At 70.7% G+C, this 14,982-nt stretch carries 14 protein-coding genes; 7 read left to right on the top strand and 7 right to left on the bottom strand.

Translation table 11 applies throughout. The features are described from left to right. Positions 1-23: 23 nt before the first annotated feature. From HCT63_RS12670 to HCT63_RS12655, 4 genes are read right to left on the bottom strand one after another with little or no spacing between them, the layout of a single operon-like run. Positions 24-1,217, bottom strand: coding sequence for a hypothetical protein (locus HCT63_RS12670; RefSeq protein WP_167005266.1), 1,194 nt, complete (start codon positions 1,215-1,217; stop codon positions 24-26). Further along, complete coding sequence (locus tag HCT63_RS12665) at positions 1,214-1,888, bottom strand: hypothetical protein (RefSeq protein WP_167005263.1); 675 nt, start codon at positions 1,886-1,888, stop codon at positions 1,214-1,216. Before HCT63_RS12665 ends, HCT63_RS12670 begins: the two co-directional genes overlap by 4 nt. Beyond that, positions 1,885-3,207 carry a hypothetical protein gene (locus HCT63_RS12660; RefSeq protein ID WP_167005260.1) on the bottom strand — a complete coding sequence of 441 codons (1,323 nt, stop codon included), beginning with the start codon at positions 3,205-3,207 and terminating at the stop codon, positions 1,885-1,887. Before HCT63_RS12660 ends, HCT63_RS12665 begins: the two co-directional genes overlap by 4 nt. A 6-nt stretch (positions 3,208-3,213) precedes the next feature. Further along, complete coding sequence (locus tag HCT63_RS12655) at positions 3,214-4,995, bottom strand: biotin carboxylase N-terminal domain-containing protein (RefSeq protein ID WP_243843021.1); 1,782 nt, start codon at positions 4,993-4,995, stop codon at positions 3,214-3,216. A gap of 93 nt (positions 4,996-5,088) precedes the next feature. Between HCT63_RS12655 and HCT63_RS12650 the strand changes: the two genes are divergently transcribed. Together HCT63_RS12650 and HCT63_RS12645 are read left to right on the top strand one after the other, a co-directional pair. Next, a complete protein-coding gene (locus HCT63_RS12650; RefSeq protein ID WP_167005257.1) occupies positions 5,089-5,547 on the top strand; it encodes a helix-turn-helix transcriptional regulator in 459 nt (152 codons plus the stop codon). Beyond that, complete coding sequence (locus HCT63_RS12645) at positions 5,540-6,547, top strand: serine/threonine-protein kinase (protein ID WP_167005254.1); 1,008 nt, start codon at positions 5,540-5,542, stop codon at positions 6,545-6,547. Before HCT63_RS12650 ends, HCT63_RS12645 begins: the two co-directional genes overlap by 8 nt. A gap of 18 nt (positions 6,548-6,565) precedes the next feature. On the opposite strand, the gene HCT63_RS12640 is transcribed toward HCT63_RS12645, so the two are convergent. After that, positions 6,566-8,545: a VWA domain-containing protein gene (locus HCT63_RS12640; protein ID WP_167005251.1), complete on the bottom strand. Its 1,980-nt coding sequence runs from the start codon at positions 8,543-8,545 to the stop codon at positions 6,566-6,568. A gap of 324 nt (positions 8,546-8,869) precedes the next feature. On the opposite strand from HCT63_RS12640, the gene HCT63_RS12635 reads away from it, so the two are divergent. Genes HCT63_RS12635 through HCT63_RS12615 form a run of 5 tightly spaced genes read left to right on the top strand, consistent with a single transcriptional unit; the run spans position 8,870 to position 13,717 of the window. Continuing rightward, positions 8,870-10,012, top strand: a complete 1,143-nt coding sequence (locus HCT63_RS12635; RefSeq protein WP_167005249.1) for a glycosyltransferase family 4 protein — start codon at positions 8,870-8,872, stop codon at positions 10,010-10,012. Positions 10,013-10,031: 19 nt separating this feature from the next. Continuing rightward, positions 10,032-11,201 carry an acyl-CoA dehydrogenase family protein gene (locus tag HCT63_RS12630; RefSeq protein ID WP_167005246.1) on the top strand — a complete coding sequence of 390 codons (1,170 nt, stop codon included), beginning with the start codon at positions 10,032-10,034 and terminating at the stop codon, positions 11,199-11,201. Positions 11,202-11,212: 11 nt separating this feature from the next. Next, positions 11,213-11,776 carry a GNAT family N-acetyltransferase gene (locus HCT63_RS12625; RefSeq protein ID WP_167005243.1) on the top strand — a complete coding sequence of 188 codons (564 nt, stop codon included), beginning with the start codon at positions 11,213-11,215 and terminating at the stop codon, positions 11,774-11,776. A 56-nt stretch (positions 11,777-11,832) separates the two neighbouring features. Beyond that, on the top strand, positions 11,833-12,282 hold the full coding sequence (locus tag HCT63_RS12620; RefSeq protein WP_167005239.1) for a GNAT family N-acetyltransferase: 450 nt from the start codon (positions 11,833-11,835) through the stop codon (positions 12,280-12,282). A gap of 34 nt (positions 12,283-12,316) precedes the next feature. Next, a complete protein-coding gene (locus HCT63_RS12615; RefSeq protein WP_167005236.1) occupies positions 12,317-13,717 on the top strand; it encodes an HNH endonuclease signature motif containing protein in 1,401 nt (466 codons plus the stop codon). A 30-nt stretch (positions 13,718-13,747) separates the two neighbouring features. Here HCT63_RS12615 and HCT63_RS12610 read toward each other — a convergent pair whose 3' ends face one another. Further along, complete coding sequence (locus HCT63_RS12610) at positions 13,748-14,341, bottom strand: Maf family protein (protein ID WP_167005233.1); 594 nt, start codon at positions 14,339-14,341, stop codon at positions 13,748-13,750. Positions 14,342-14,363: 22 nt separating this feature from the next. After that, the gene (locus HCT63_RS12605) at positions 14,364-14,978 is read right to left on the bottom strand and encodes a hypothetical protein (protein WP_167005230.1); all 615 of its coding nucleotides are present in this window, start codon (positions 14,976-14,978) and stop codon (positions 14,364-14,366) included. Positions 14,979-14,982: the final 4 nt, after the last annotated feature.

The raw sequence follows: 14,982 nt of genomic DNA, 5'->3' as shown, positions 1-14,982 counted from the left end.
TGTCGCGTCGCGTCGGCGCGCGGTCAGCGGCGCGTACGGTGCAGCTGCGTGACGAGGTCCGGCTCGAGCGCGCCGTAGCCGGTCGACGCCCAGGGCTCGACGCCCGAGTCGAAGTAGTGCACGGGCCTGCCGTCACGCACGACGTCGAGGATGTCGGGGCGGCGGTGGGCCTTGAGATCGCGTCGGCACTGCGTGCAGAGCGGGACGACCACCTTGCCACTGTCGGTGGTCAGGGGCGTCATGGCGGCGGCGGTGCCGTGGAGCGGATGGAGATAGCAGGGACGCGCCGGAGCGTACGGCCTGCCTGCAGAGGCCGCCTCGAGCGCGTCGCGGCCCCGTCCCACCAGGACCAGCGCGCCGACGACGTCCAGGACGTCGGGGCGCGCGGACTCGCCCCGTACGCGCTTGGCAGCGTCGTAGTGGTCCAGCGCCGCCTGCCACGCCGCGGTGTCGCCGGCGAGGTCCGTCTCGTCGATCGCCTCGCCGAGTGCGAGCAGCTCGCGGTCCGCGCGGGCGATCAGCGCGCTGTCGTGAGCATCGCGGACGCGTTCGACGACCGAGGCAGGGAGGGTGAACGCCTTCGTGCGGTTCGGGATGTCGCCGCGCTCCCTCTTGAAGCGTCGCCACGACAGGGCGAGCCAGACGGCCACGACGACGATCGCGACCGCCAGCGACGCCCCGACGATCACGCCGGTGCTGCCGCCGTCGTCGTACGACGAGGTCGAGGAGGTCGACTGCGAGGACTCGCGCCTGGCGGCGGCCGCCTCCTCGAAAGCCGCGTACCCCTCGGCGACAGTCCCGTCCGCCATCATCTGCGTCGCGGCGACGAGCTGGTCGCCGAGGTTGTCCGGCTCCTTGTGGCCGGCTGCGTAGCCGGCCTGGGAGACGCCGTAGTCGTCGGTGTCGGTGTCCCACGACTTGCCCCCGATGCGGACCTCGCCGAACTTCGTGTCGGTCGCGAGGTAGATCCCGGGCTGCGGGTCATGGTCGTGCAGCGTGGCGACGAGGTCGTCGACGCCGCCGTTGAACTCGTCGTCGTAGTTGAGCGGGTACGCGATGACGAAGACCGGCTCGTCGATCCGCGCGACGTTCGCCTGGATCTGGCTCACGTGCTCCGGCGTGACCTTGGAGGCCAGCGAGGGGTGGACGTACACGCCGGAGTCCGTCAGCGCGGCCCAGATGGCGTCAAGGTCGGCACGCGAGGATTCTGTGGTCATGCGGTGCTCCGGAAGAAGTCGCGCCAGCGTCCTGGCAGGAGGAACGAGGCGCCGCCGAGGGCGCGGACGGTGCCGAGCAGCAGCATGAGTGCCGCGTAGCCGCCGGACACCATGAGCAGACCGGCGGTGAATCCACCGCCGGGACCTCCCCAGTAGTCGAAGCGCTCGAACGGCCTGATCTCGTTGCCGTCGACCGATTCGACGTAGCGCATCAGCGCGGCCTCGGTCTTGCCCGCCATGTCCGTCTCGGCCATGTCGTCGAGCTGGCCGCCGCGTGTCTTCTCGTCGGCGTACAGGCTCTCGCCGTCCCACACGAGGTACGACCCGTCGACCGCGACGCCGTCGAGGAGATACTCCTGGAGGTCGGCGTCGAGGTAGTAGCCGGCCTGGCCCTTGCCTGCGAGCGCGATGAACGCCGCCGGCTCCGACGCCGCTGCTGCGGCAGCAACGCGTGCCTGCTCCTCGGGCGTGAGGAGGCCCTGCAGCTCCGGAGCGACGTACAGGTGGCTCTCGGTCAGCGCGGCGACGGCGTCCGTCGCCCGATCACCTGGACGCGGCAGGGGTCCGTCGGAGTCGGGGTGCCTGCCCTCGTAGACCTGGACGGCGAGGACGGCAGCGCTCGCTGCCACGGCAGTGACGACGACAGCACCGATCGTGCGCACCCACGTCATCGGCCGGCCCCTGCAGACTCGGCGGTCACGGTAGCCCACAGCTCACCGTCGAGGGCGCCGTAGCCGGAGCGCGCCCACACGGACTTCTCCTCGTAGTACGGCTTGGGTCGGCGCGACGGGTACGCGAACACCAGCGCGTCGGGGAGCTTGCCGTGCTTCGCAGCGTGGGCGCACTGCCGGCATGCCGGGACGACGACGGCGCCCCTCCCAGGGACTTCGAGCGAGGTGTCCGCACGGCCGTGGAGAGGGTTGAAGAAGCAGGTGACGTAACGACCGCGGTCGTTCTTGCGACCGTCGCGGTCGAGCTCGTACAGCCCGGAGCGGGCGAGCACGAGCGCTCCGACGGCGTCGCGCAGCTGGCGCCCGTACGCACGGGGGGCCCGGGGCTCGACGAGCGGATCGAGACCGCGCAGCACGGCCTCGGCAGCCCCGAGATATCCCGTCGCGGTGTCGGCGTACGACGACGAGCGTGCGTTGGCCAGCGCCTCCGCGAGACGCGTGGTCTCGCTGTTCGCTCTCACGACGAGGTCGCCAAGGTCGAGGTCGGACACGGTCAGCGGAGGAGTCTTCGCCTTTGCCGGGTCGCGGCGCGCGGTCGTCCACAGGAGGGCGCGCAGACCGACGAGCAGGACCCCCAGCCCGGCGACCGTCGCGATGACGGCTCGGCCTCCGGGTGTGGCGGCGTCGTAGTCGCGGGGGAGCGAGTCCGGCCGCACTGCCCACGGCGCGCTCGCGATCTCCCTGAGCGCGGAGTCGTCGATCCCCCAGGGATCTCCGCCCGCCGCGATCGTCGCAACGATCTGGGCCTCGGCGACATCGGCGAGCCCCTTGTCGGAGTCCACCATCGGGTGGGCCTTCTCGAGAGCGTCGTACCGGGCACCGGAGAGCCCGAGAGCGTCGGGCGCCCCCCACGCCTCGAGCGCGAGCACCTCGCTCGGCATCCCGACGATGAAGATGCCGTCTCCGACACGCGAGTGGAGGCGGATCGCGAGATCCTTCGACGCGGCGCTCGCCGAGAGTCCGCCGGGCTTGGTCACCAGGGCCACGTACACCGGGACGTCGGCGTCGGCGATCGCGTCGCTGATCCGTTCCTCCGCGCCCGCAGCGTCGCCGTTGCCGAGGACCTGCTGGACGAGGACCGGGTCCTCCTTCAAGGCTGCAGCGATCTCGTCGACCGTACGGGCGGCATCGCGCGATGACGCAGGCTCTGCGGAGGCGAGGGCGGGGGAGGGGATGAGCACGACGCCGAGCACGAGCACGGCACCCGCCGTCCGCACAGCCTCCCGTGCGACGCGTCGCCGCGCCGCGTCCCCCCGCACCGCGGGTCAGTCCTTGATCTCGACCACGACCGCACCGGCGGAGATGGTCTCGCCCGCAATCGCCACGAGTCCGGTGACGGTGCCGGCCTTGTGGGCGTTGAGGGGCTGCTCCATCTTCATCGCCTCGAGAACGACCACGAGGTCGCCCTCGGCGACGACCTGGCCGTCGGTGACGGCGACCTTGACGATGGTGCCCTGCATGGGCGAGACGAGGGCGTCTCCGCTGGCGGCGGCGCCGGCCTTCTTGGCGGTGCGCTTCGGCTTCTTGGCGGCACCTGCGGCGGCTCCTCCGGGGACGGCGCCGAGCCCTGCGGGCAGGACGACCTCGAGGCGCTTGCCGCCGACCTCGACGACCACCGTCTCGCGCTCGGCCGTCTCGGGCGCCTCCGCGGCGCCACCGGCGTACGGGGCGATGGTGTTGTCGAACTCGGTCTCGATCCAGCTGGTGTAGACGTCGAAGCGCTCGCCGTCACCGAGGTACGCGGGGTCGTCGAGGACGCGGCGGTGGAACGGGATCACGGTCGGCATGCCGTCGACGGCGAACTCGTCGAGCGCGCGGCGCGAGCGCTCGATCGCCTGCTCACGGCTGTTGCCGGTGACGATCAGCTTGGCGATCAGGGAGTCGAACGACCCCGGCACGGTCTCGCCCACGACGTAGCCCGAGTCGACACGGACGCCCGGGCCGGCCGGCGGGTCCCACACGGTCAGCGTGCCCGGGGCAGGAAGGAAGTTGCGTCCGGCGTCCTCGGCGTTGATGCGGAACTCGATGGAGTGCCCGCGGATCTCAGGGTCGTCGTAGCCGAGCTCCTCGCCGGCGGCGATGCGGAACATCTCGCGGACGAGGTCGATGCCGGTGACCTCCTCCGAGACCGGGTGCTCGACCTGCAGGCGGGTGTTGACCTCGAGGAACGAGATAGTGCCGTCGCGCGCCACGAGGAACTCGCACGTGCCGGCACCGACGTAGCCGGCTTCGCGCAGGATCGCCTTGGAGGAGGCATAGAGGCGCTCGATCTGGTCGTCGGTCAGGAATGGCGCGGGCGCCTCCTCGACGAGCTTCTGGTGGCGGCGCTGCAACGAGCAGTCGCGCGTGGAGACGACCACGACGTTGCCGTGGGAGTCGGCGAGGCACTGGGTCTCGACGTGGCGTGGCTGGTCGAGGAACTTCTCGACGAGGCACTCACCGCGCCCGAACGCCGTGACCGCCTCGCGGACGGCGGAGTCGAACTGCTCGGGGATCTCCTCCAGGGTGCGTGCGACCTTGAGCCCTCGCCCACCGCCGCCGAAGACCGCCTTGATCGCGACCGGGAGTCCGTACTCCTTGGCGAAGGCGATGATCTCGTCGGCGTTGGCGACCGGATCCTTGGTGCCCGGGGCCAGGGGGGCTTCGGCCCGCTCGGCGATGTGCTTGGCCTTCGCCTTGTCGCCGAGGGCTTCGATCGCGTGCGGCGGCGGGCCGATCCAGATCAGCCCGGCGTCGATGACGGCCTGCGCGAAGTCGGCGTTCTCGGCGAGGAAGCCGTAGCCGGGGTGGACGGAGTCGGCGCCGGCGCGCCGGGCGACGTCGAGGATCTTGTCGATCGACAGGTAGGTCTCGGCCGGGGTTGCGCCCCCCAGGGCGTACGCCTCGTCAGCGAGCCGGACGAACAACGCGTCACGGTCGGCGTCGGCGTACACCGCGACGCTGCCGATCCCCGCGTCCTTGCAGGCGCGGATGACACGGACCGCGATCTCGCCACGATTGGCGATGAGGACCTTGGTCAGTGGACGGATGCCCTGGGTGTGGGTCACGGAAGCTCCTCATGGTGCCTTGGCTGCCCGTCGAGTCTAGAGCGCCCGCCGCACGCCCCCGGCAGGAGTCCATCCCCGGCTAAGGTGCGGAGCATGAGCGGACCCGACGTGGAGGCGAACCAGCGCGCGCAGGCGGCGTTGTACGGGGAGCCGCTCGGGGTCATCGTCCGGCGCTGCGCGGAGGTGCTCGGGCTGACCCAGGCGAGGGTCGCGGCGGCGCTCGGCATCTCCGCGCCGATGCTGTCGCAGCTGGCCAACGGGCACCGCGTCAAGATCGGCAACCCGGCTGCGGTGTCTCGGCTGCAGGCGATGTACGCCGCGGCACAGGGGGTCGCGTCCGGTCGGGCGACCCGTGAGGAGGCGCTCGCCGGTCTCGCGTCCCAGGAGGGGGTCGCGGTCGTGACCTCGTGGACGACGCCCGAGGCGAGCGCGGTGCGCGCGTTGTTCCGTACGGAGGGCTCCGCGTCGGACTTCGAGGAGGCGGCCGCCCTCGTCGCGGACGCCCAACCGCGGATCGCGGCGCTGCTGCGCAGGTACGGCGCCGATGGGTGAGGTTTTCGCCGGCCGGTACGAGCTCCTGGAGCCGATCGGGTCCGGCGGCATGGGCACGGTCTGGCTGGTCCATGACCGACGTGACGGCGTCCGTCGTGCAGCAAAGATGATCCGGCAGGCCGATGCAGCCCTTCTGCTGCGGTTCGTGCGCGAGCAGAGTGTGCGGATCGACCATCCGCACACCGTGACGCCGCGTGGATGGGCCGGTGCGGACGACACCGTGCTGTTCACGATGGACGTCGTCCGGGGCGGATCGGTGCACGACCTGCTGCGCGACTACGGCAGCCTGCCTCCCGAGTGGGTCGCCTGCCTGCTCGACCAGCTGCTCGACGCCCTCTCGGCTGTCCACGCGGCGGGCGTGGTGCACCGGGACGTGAAGCCCGCGAATCTCCTCCTCGAGCCCACCGGTGCCGGGCGGCCGTACCTGCGTCTCGGTGACTTCGGAGTCGCCGCCCCGGTCCATGAGCCGCGGATGACCGCCCCGGCGGTCGTACTAGGGACGAGAGGCTATCGAGCACCGGAGGTCCTCGTCGGCGCCGAGCCGGACCCCGCGCAGGACCTCTGGGCAGCGGGCGTCGTCCTGGTCCAGATGCTGACCGGCGACCGCCCTCCGGACGGCGCCGGACGCCTGGTCGAGAAGCCGCCGTCCGGTGTCGACCCCGCGCTCTGGAAGGTGGCTGTGGCGCTCACCGCTCCCGATCCCGGAGCCCGACCGGCCTCGGCCGGTGCCGCACGGGCACTGCTGGCCCGTACGGCACTAGTGCCTGCGGGCGACGCGATCCCGGACGACGAGGGTCGCGAGATCGAGGTGCTCGAACACGTCGCTCGCGAGTCCGTCGGTGCGGGGCCTGAGCCGGAGGAGTCCGGCACGCCGCCGCCGGAACCCGTACAGGCTCCGGCGACGACGCGTGGGCGTGCCCCGTTGAGGAGCGCGGGTTATGCCTCGATCGCGCTCGGGATCGTCCTTCTCGCGGTCATGGGCGTGCTGCTGCTCGGCTGAGCCGCCACCAACCAGCCGTCACCAACCGCCGGGACCTGGTCCGTTCCAGGGCTGGTGCGGAGGTGGGGTCGGAGGCGTGGTGGGCTTGGGGCGCCGCGTCAGCAGCACCGCAAGGCCGCCGCCGGCGACCAGCAGCAGACCGGCGAAGCCGACACCGACTGGCAGCCAAGGGAAGTCGTCGCCGTCGTCGCGCGCCGCCGTTGCCGTGAGGTCCCCGTCGTCATCGGTCGACGTCTCGGTGGGTGCCGGACCAGAGTCGTCCGTGTCCGGCGTCAGCAGGCTCGCGTCGTCGGCGTACTCCGGTGCACCTGCGCCTTCCTCGCCGAAGACCTTCACCGTGAGGTCGTACGTGATGACGGCCGAGTCGTTGGCCCGGTTGACGAATCCGACGTCGACGTACCGGTAGCCGGGCAGCGTCGACGCGCTCACCTCGCCCTTCGCCGAGGCGCGGTTGAGGTAGGTGACCGGCACCGTCGTGGCGCCGCGACGCCAGTGCTTGTCGTCCTCGATCCACATGTTCCCGAACGGGATCCCGGCTCGCCAGTCGTCCGGCGGGTTGGGGAACAGCGTCGCCGTGGCGTCGGAACGGGTCGGGCCGACCACGTGGACGTCGAAGCCGCTCCAGGCGCCCGCGCCGTCGTACGCGGGCTTGGTCAGCGTCGCGTCGATCTGCGCCTGGAGGTGCTGACCCCACGCGAGCGGGACGGCGAGCACCTGGCGCTCGCCGGACCGGATGTCGAGGCGGTACGTGCCGGCCTGGATGACCGGCGCATTCGCGATGCTGCTCCCGGGGATGACCTCAGCGGTCGCGGTCCCGGGCTCCATGTGCTCCCACTGCGGGGTCCCCTCCTCGGCGGGGAGCTGCGCGAGCGTCCCCTCGGCCAGCGGCGGCTCCTCGTACACGACGATCTCGACCGGAGCGCCCGCGAGGCTGTCGTCGACGGAGATCTCGATCTTGAGAGTCAGTTCCTCTGCGTCGTCGCAGACCGGCTTCGGTGCCCTCGACCAGCTGTTGACGCTCCCGCTGACGAGGTTCGTGCCGCCGATCGCGCTCTCGAACGCCGTACCCCTGCCGCACGAGGTCGTGCCGTCCGTGCCGGTCAGGTCGAGCACCAGCCCGCTGCCGAGGCTGTCGCCCGGGGTCTGGGTCGTCGCCCCGACGTGGATCGTCGAGCCGGGGATCGTACGGGGGATCTTGTAGAAGGCGACGGTGTCGCGGATCGGGACCTTATCCAGCCACTGCCCGACTCCGATCTCGGGAGCGTCGAAGGCACTCGCGGTGCCGGTCACGGGTGTGCCGGTGAAGTCGAAGGGGCGGAAGGCGCGAGTGGACGTGACTTCGAGGCGTTCGGTGAGCGACGCGGCGTCGTCGGCGTCGTAGTAGGTGCCGTGCCCGGCGTCGGCGATGCAGCGCAGCTGTTTGCGGGTCTTGGCGTCGACGGACAGACCGACGACGTCGATCTTGAGGTCGATGCCGTCCTTGGACAGGTCGCGGGCGACCTTGCAGGGGTTGGGGTCGCAGGTGGACTCGCCGTCGGAGACGAGGACGATGGTGCGTTTGCCGTCGGTGCCGAGGTCCTTGCCGGCCTGCGCGAGGGCGTAGCCGATGGGGGTCTCGCCGAGGGGTTTGTAGTTGCCGACGGCGGTGCTCAGTGCGTCGCGGTTGTCGGTGCCGGGTTCAACGACCTGTTGGGAGTCGGTGCAGGCGCCCTTGCCGGTGTCGATGGTGGCGCCGTAGACGCGCATGCCGACGACGGCTTCGTCGGGGAGGGTGTCGACGACGCGGGTGAGGGCGGTGCGGGCGGCGGTGATCTTGGTGCCTCCGCCCTTGGCGTTCTCGGCCATCGAGCCGGAGGCGTCGAGGACCAGCTGCATCTTCTGCGGCGTCTCGCCGTCGGCGGCTGCCGGCTGCGGGAGGAAGAGCAGCGTCGAGGCGAGAAGGGGTGCCGCTGTGCCCGCGAGGAGACGCAGGGCGCGGGGCGAGGTGGGAGAGAGCACGAGGAGGTTCCTTCCGTTTGCTTTCGCAAACATCTTTATTTGCGATCGCAAACCTGTCAAGTCTTCAGGCGGAGAACACCTTAGGGAGATTCGGTGTCACGAACGGGGGGTGTGGGTGCGTGCTAGTGTCGAAATACCTGCAGGTGCCGACGATGGGGTGCTGCAGGTTCGCTGCTTCGCAGAGCTTCGTCCACGCCGAGACCCGGGTCGCGGATCGCCGGCGTGATGCTCTCTCCTCATGTGTGGGGTCGGAATCCGACCCGCGGCCGCGGTCCTCTCGTCCGCCACCCGATTGAGTTCGTCGCAGACACATGGGTGGTACGCATGATCTCCTTCATCTGGTCCCCAGGGAACCGACTGCCGGCAGGCACCGGCGGTTCTGAGAACTACACCGTTGGTCAGGTCCGCGAGCTGAACCGCCGCGGCGTGCCCGCGCAGGTGGTCACGATCGGACTCGACGACGCCGATGGTCGGGAAGAGTTCGCCGACCTCCCCTTCCACTCTCTGTCGACCCTCGCCGAGGTCGGGAGTCTCGACGGGACGGTCGTCTTCGTCAACGAGCCGCATGTCGTACGCACGCGCGAACCGGCCTTCCTGATCCTGCACAACCCGCCGCCCCTGCGAGCGCACGAGCGGGCGTTCGCGGTCGACGGCACGCGCGACCTCACCCTCATCGCCACGAGTCAGTACGCCGCTGCCTTGTGGGCGCACTTCCTGGACGTCGACGTGGCGACGATCAGCGTCGTCTATCCGTTTGCGGAGCCGTGCTTCGCAAACGAGCCGCGTCCGGTGAACATGACCGGCAAGACGCGGATCCTCTTCGCAGGCAGGCTCAGTCCCGAGAAGGGCGTCTACACCCTCCTGTCGATGCTCCACATCGACGTCATCGAAGACGACGTGGAGCTCCTGTTCACGGCGACGGCAGCAGGGGCGGACAAGCCGCAGGGGCGGATCATCGAGCAGATGCTCGGCGTCCACCCCGGGATCTCCGTCGTCGCGAGCCGCACCACCCCGGAGACGATGGCCGCGCTGATGGCGGCGCACGACGTCGTGGTGATGCCGTCCAACGGCCAGTACTGGCACGAGACCTTCGGCATCGTCTCCATCGAGGCTCAGCACGCAGGGTGCCGGGTCGTCGCCTCGGACGACGGCGGGCTGCCCGAGACCGACTGTGGGGGAGTGCTGCTCGTCGCCCCCGACGATGCCGAGGCACTCGCGTGGGGCTTGCGCCGCGCGATCGAGAGCGGGGCGCTCCCGGACGCCACGCGGCGAGCCGCGGGAGCGATGTTCACCGTCGCTCAGTCGGTGGATGCGCTTCTCGAGGTGTTCGACCGCCCGAGGCCGATCTCGCCGGCGACGATCGTCCGCGAGCTCGAGAAGCTGATCGCGGCGCCCGCGGTGACCCCGACCCGCGCCGCGCCGGCCATGAACGACGGGACGGCCGGCACGGGTGTACCCGTACGTTAACGACTGTTAACATCAGCGGATGGCGTACAGCACTCTCTCTTCCGAGCACGAGGCCTTCCGCAAGGTCGTCCGTGACTTCGCCCAGGCCGAGATCGCCCCCCACGTCGCCCAGTGGGACCGCGACCACCACTTCCCGGTGGACCTGGTCGCCAGGATGGGGGAGCTGGGGCTCTTCGGGCTCACCGCGCCGGAGGAGTACGGCGGCTCCGGCGGCGACTTCACGAGCCTGTGCGTCGCCATCGAGGAGCTGGGGCGCGTCGATCAGTCGGTCGGCATCACGCTCGAGGCTGCTGTCGGACTCGGTATCAACCCGATCCTCACCTTCGGCACAGAAGAGCAGAAGGCGCAGTGGCTGCCCGACCTCGTCGCCGGACGGACGCTCGCGGGCTTCGGGCTCACCGAGCCGGGCGCAGGGTCTGACGCCGGAGCGACCGCGACCAGGGCCGAGCTCGTCGACGGGGAGTGGGTGATCGACGGTGCCAAGCAGTTCATCACCAACTCCGGTTCCGCGATCACGTCGCTGGTGACCGTGACCGCGCGCACTGGCGTCCGTGACGGCGGTCGTCCGGAGATCTCGACGATCATCGTCCCGTCCGGCACTCCGGGCTTCGTCGCCGAGGCTCCGTACGACAAGCTCGGCTGGCACATCTCCGACACGCACCCGCTCAGCTTCAACGGATGCCGCGTCCCCGCAGAGAACCTCCTCGGCGAGCGCGGCCGCGGCTATGCGCAGTTCCTCGCCACCCTCGACGACGGCCGCATCGCCATCGCTGCGCTCGCGGTCGGCTGCATCGAGGCGTGCCTCGACATGTCCCGCGAGTACGCCCTCGACCGCCAGACGTTCGGCGGCCCGATCGGGCGCAAGCAGGGGGTCGCCTTCCAGATCGCCGACCTGGCCGTCGCCGCACGGGCCGCGCGCGCCCTCACGTACGAGGCGGCCGCGATGAAGGACGCCGGCATCGGCGGGCAGGAGCTCAAGCAGGCCGCGTCCATCGCGAAGCTGTACGCCACCGAGCAGGCCGTGACCGCTACGCGGATCGCGACGCAGGTGTTCGGTGGGTACGGCTTCATGGAGGAGTACCCCGTGGCCCGGTTCTACCGCGACGCCAAGATCCTCGAGATCGGCGAGGGGACGTCCGAGGTGCAGCGCATGCTCATCGCGCGAGGGCTCGGCCTGCCGGTCGAGTAGGGTCGGCGATCATGGCGTACGAGGTGTTCCGCTCCGTCGAGGGCGACTGGGAGCGGGTGCGCGAGCTGCGGCTCCGGGCTCTGAAGGACACGCCGATCGCGTACGGCGAGCGGTACGACGACGCGGTGGTCGCAGGCGAGGAGGACTGGCGTGACCGCGCGGCGCGGAGCGCCTCTCCGGGCAACGTCCAGGTCGTCGCGCGATTCGTCGACGGCGACGACGCCGGTCGCTGGATCGGGTCGATGGCGGGTTTCGTCTCGCCTGGGCTTCCGGCGTACGCGACCGGCGGCGCAGGCACCGACCCGGACGCACCGCCACGGGCCAACCTCGTCGGTGTCTTCGTCGACCCCCAGGTGCGTGGACGCGCCGCGGGTGTGACGGACGCGCTCCTCGATGCCGTCGCCATGTGGGCGCATGACGAGGAGGGTCTCGACCGGCTGTTCCTGCACGTCCACGAGGACAACGTCCGGGCCGCGGCGTACTACCGACGGCGGGGGTTCGTCGCGACCGGGGAGTCCTTCCCGGCCGTCCTGCACGACGGCGTGGAGCAGGAGATGGTGCTCGCCCTGCGGTGAGCGGCACGTCGGTCTCTTCGCGCTGCGGTGTCGCTGCGCGGTGATAGAACGGCGCCGTGACATCATCGCGCCCCTCGCGGCAGACGATCAGGCCCGCGCGTGCGGACGAGGCTGCGGCGCTGATCGCCTTCTGGGCACGGGCAGGGGAGAACGACGCTCGCCCGGCCGACACCGAGGGTGCGATCCGACGGCTCCTGGAGCGAGACGCCGACGCGCTCGTGGTCGCCGAATGGGACGAGCGGATCGTTGGCTCGCTGATCGTCGGATGGGACGGGTGGCGTTTTCATCTCTACCGGTTGGCCGTCGGCCCGGAGGTGCGACGGAGCGGCGTGGCACATCGCTTGATCGCGTACGCAGAGAAGCGTGCGCGGCAGGTAGGTGCTGGCCGGATCGACGCGATGGTGCTCGAGGGCAACGAGCAGGGGGCTGCGTTCTGGGACGCGGCTGGTTTTCGTCCACAGGGCGAGTGGCGGAGATGGATACGCACAGCCCCGTACGAGGGGTAGCCGACGGACCTCATGCCGCAGTAGAATCATACTTGTGTTCGATCCTGAGGCGATGGACCTGCTGGACGCGGCGCTGGACGCGCTCGCCGACCAGCCCGCGGGTCTGGCCTCGGACGAGCAGACGTGCGAGATGCAGCGTCGGCTGGCGGCGGCGACAGACCGCTTGGGTGGGCTGCAGGCCAGGTGGTTCGACCAGATGCAGGAGCGACGTTCATACGAGGTGGAGGGCGCCTCGTCGACGGCCGCATGGGCGCGCCGCGAGCTGCGGTGGGACGTGAAGCAGTCGCGCGCGGCGGTCGCGGCAGGACGCACGATGCGGGTCCTGCCGGCAGTCGGTGCGGCGCGTCGGGCGGGAGAGATCCGTGGTGGACACGTGGACGCGTTCACGGTCGCCCTCAAAAAGGCTGATCGAGAGATCGTCGAGGCTGCCGAGGACGTGATGCTCGACGTCGCGCGCGTCTGCGAGCCGGCCGAGCTGACCCGGCAGCTCACGATGCTGGTCGACACGGCTCACCCGGAGGAGCTTGACCGCGCTTATGCCGCGGGCATGGAGAAGCACGACCTGACCATCGCTCGCTGCGGTGAGGGCTTCCACGTCAACGGGTTCCTCGACGCCGTCGCCGGCACGCGACTCAAGACGTGGCTGACGGCAGCATCGGCGCCACGTGGATCCGACGACCCCCGCACGCCTGCGCAGCGCCGGGTCGACGCGATCGGGGACCTCGCTGCGTCCGCGCTCGAGCACGGCCTGCCGGCCGATCGTGGGGTTCGACCACAGGTCGGGGTGATGGTCGAGGCGTCGTGGCTCGCCGGACAGCCCGCTGCCGAGCCGCCCGTCCTCGCGGGGTGGGGGCCTGTCGGACCCAAGCTGTTCGACTACCTGAGCTGCGACGCCGATCGCACCGACTTCCTTGTCGCCGGCGACACGACCGGCCCGACCCCACAGGCCGACGTCCTCAATGTCGGGCGCACCCACCGGCTGGCGACCTACAAGCAGCGGCAGGCGGTTCACGCGAGGCAGGGCTGGGTCTGTGCCAACCCGGGTTGCGGGGGCACTCACCTGGAGCTGCACCACGTGGCGTGGTGGGATCGTGACGGCGGCCGGACCGATCTCGACAACCTCGTCGGGCTGTGCCCCCGGTGCCACCAGCTGATCCACCTCGGCAAGCTCTGGGTGGCGCCTGACGGCGAGCGAGGGTTTGTCTTCAGCCGCCGCAAGGGCGCGAGGATCCTCGAGATCGAGGATCGTCATCGCGTGCAGCGCCAACGGTTGAGCGATCGCCTGCGCGAGTTTCGCACGCCGCAGGGCTCAGGGGTCCACGAGCGCGCTCGGACTCGTGACCACGCGAGGACCTCCACGCTCCACCGACCGCGACCCGATCGTCGCTCGCCGGTGGAGACGCACCTCGATCGGCTCCTGCACCTGCGGAGCTGAGCCGGACGCCGCCAGCTCAGACGAGCGTCATCACCACAGGTCGGTCCACCGGACACCGAGTCCGGCCAGCATCGTGCGCAGCAGTGGGAGCGAGAGGCCGACCACGTTGTGGTGGTCGCCCTCGATCCTCTCCACGAACGCGCCGCCGAGCCCGTCCACGGTGAACGCGCCCGCCACGTGCAGCGGCTCTCCGGTCGCGACGTACGCCTCGATCTCGGCGTCATCGAGGTCGGCGAAGTGCACCGTCGTTGCTGCGTCGTCGGAGACTTCCCGCTCGCCGAGACGTACGCAGTGTCCGGTGTGGAGCACCCCTGTGCGTCCGCGCATCATCCGCCATCGTTCGATCGCCGTCTGAGCGTCGGCGGGCTTGCCGAGGACCTCGCCGTCGAAGGCGAGCACCGAGTCGCAGCCGACCACCAACGTGTCGTCGGGACTGTTCAGCCGGTGGGCGACCGCCCGGCACTTCAGTCGCGCGAGCTCCGTCGCCACCACCACCGGATCGTCCGACACGATGACCGACTCGTCGACACCGGAGACGATGACCTCTGGTTCGAGCCCAGCACTCCTCAGCGTGGCCAGACGAGCGGGGGACTGGGAGGCGAGGACGAGGCGGGGTCGAGTCACGCGAGCCAGCGTACGGCGGCCGTCACCGGTAGGGATGCGGATGGTCCGGGCCTGTGTGCTCGAGCTCGAACCGACCGTCGGCGCGCAACGCCTCGATCAGGGCGGAGGTCCCGCCGACGCCGACCCACCGGATGTCCCGTTGGCTGCCGTCGCCGTCGACGTCGGAGGCGACGCACCATGCGTGGTCGGCCGGCCAGAACAGGTGCGGCCCGCCGATACCGCCGTGCCCGGGGTCGTCTCCCCATTGGCCGATCTCGCCCAGTGCGCCCCCGAACATCAGATAGCAGCGCTCCCCGAACATGCCGAGGGTCACCCGTGGCATCCGCGTGACCGCAGGTGGGAAGGCATCAGGGAATCCCTGGGCTCCCGACCCTTCGAGCCCGCCGCCTTCCCACAGGCAGAAGTACGCCTCGGCGGCCGACGTCGTGTGCAGGGCGAGCACCTCGACGAGCGCGGCCCGCACGTCCTCGTCGTCGAGGTCGCCGCCCTCCGCGCCCTGCGCCGTGCGACCGCGACCGACCAGCCGCACGTACGAGGCGAAGCCTGGCGGTCCGTACGAGGCGAGGTCGAACCAGTGGGCGCCCGACGACACGAGCCAGTCGGCGGCACCGACGTCGGCGAGCGGACGAAGGGTCACGCCT

Source organism: Mumia sp. ZJ430, assembly GCF_011751845.1.
Classification (GTDB): domain Bacteria; phylum Actinomycetota; class Actinomycetes; order Propionibacteriales; family Nocardioidaceae; genus Mumia.
This window is presented reverse-complemented; position numbering and strand designations above follow the sequence as displayed.

What these genes read in the sequence shown, in the direction of transcription:
- HCT63_RS12670 (WP_167005266.1), bottom strand. Translation starts at nt 1,217, where the DNA reads ATGACCACAGAATCCTCGCGTGCCGACCTTGACGCCATCTGGGCCGCG.
- HCT63_RS12645 (WP_167005254.1), top strand. Translation starts at nt 5,540, where the DNA reads ATGGGTGAGGTTTTCGCCGGCCGGTACGAGCTCCTGGAGCCGATCGGG.
- HCT63_RS12630 (WP_167005246.1), top strand. Translation starts at nt 10,032, where the DNA reads ATGGCGTACAGCACTCTCTCTTCCGAGCACGAGGCCTTCCGCAAGGTC.
- HCT63_RS12650 (WP_167005257.1), top strand. Translation starts at nt 5,089, where the DNA reads ATGAGCGGACCCGACGTGGAGGCGAACCAGCGCGCGCAGGCGGCGTTG.
- HCT63_RS12635 (WP_167005249.1), top strand. Translation starts at nt 8,870, where the DNA reads ATGATCTCCTTCATCTGGTCCCCAGGGAACCGACTGCCGGCAGGCACC.
- HCT63_RS12665 (WP_167005263.1), bottom strand. Translation starts at nt 1,888, where the DNA reads ATGACGTGGGTGCGCACGATCGGTGCTGTCGTCGTCACTGCCGTGGCA.
- HCT63_RS12625 (WP_167005243.1), top strand. Translation starts at nt 11,213, where the DNA reads ATGGCGTACGAGGTGTTCCGCTCCGTCGAGGGCGACTGGGAGCGGGTG.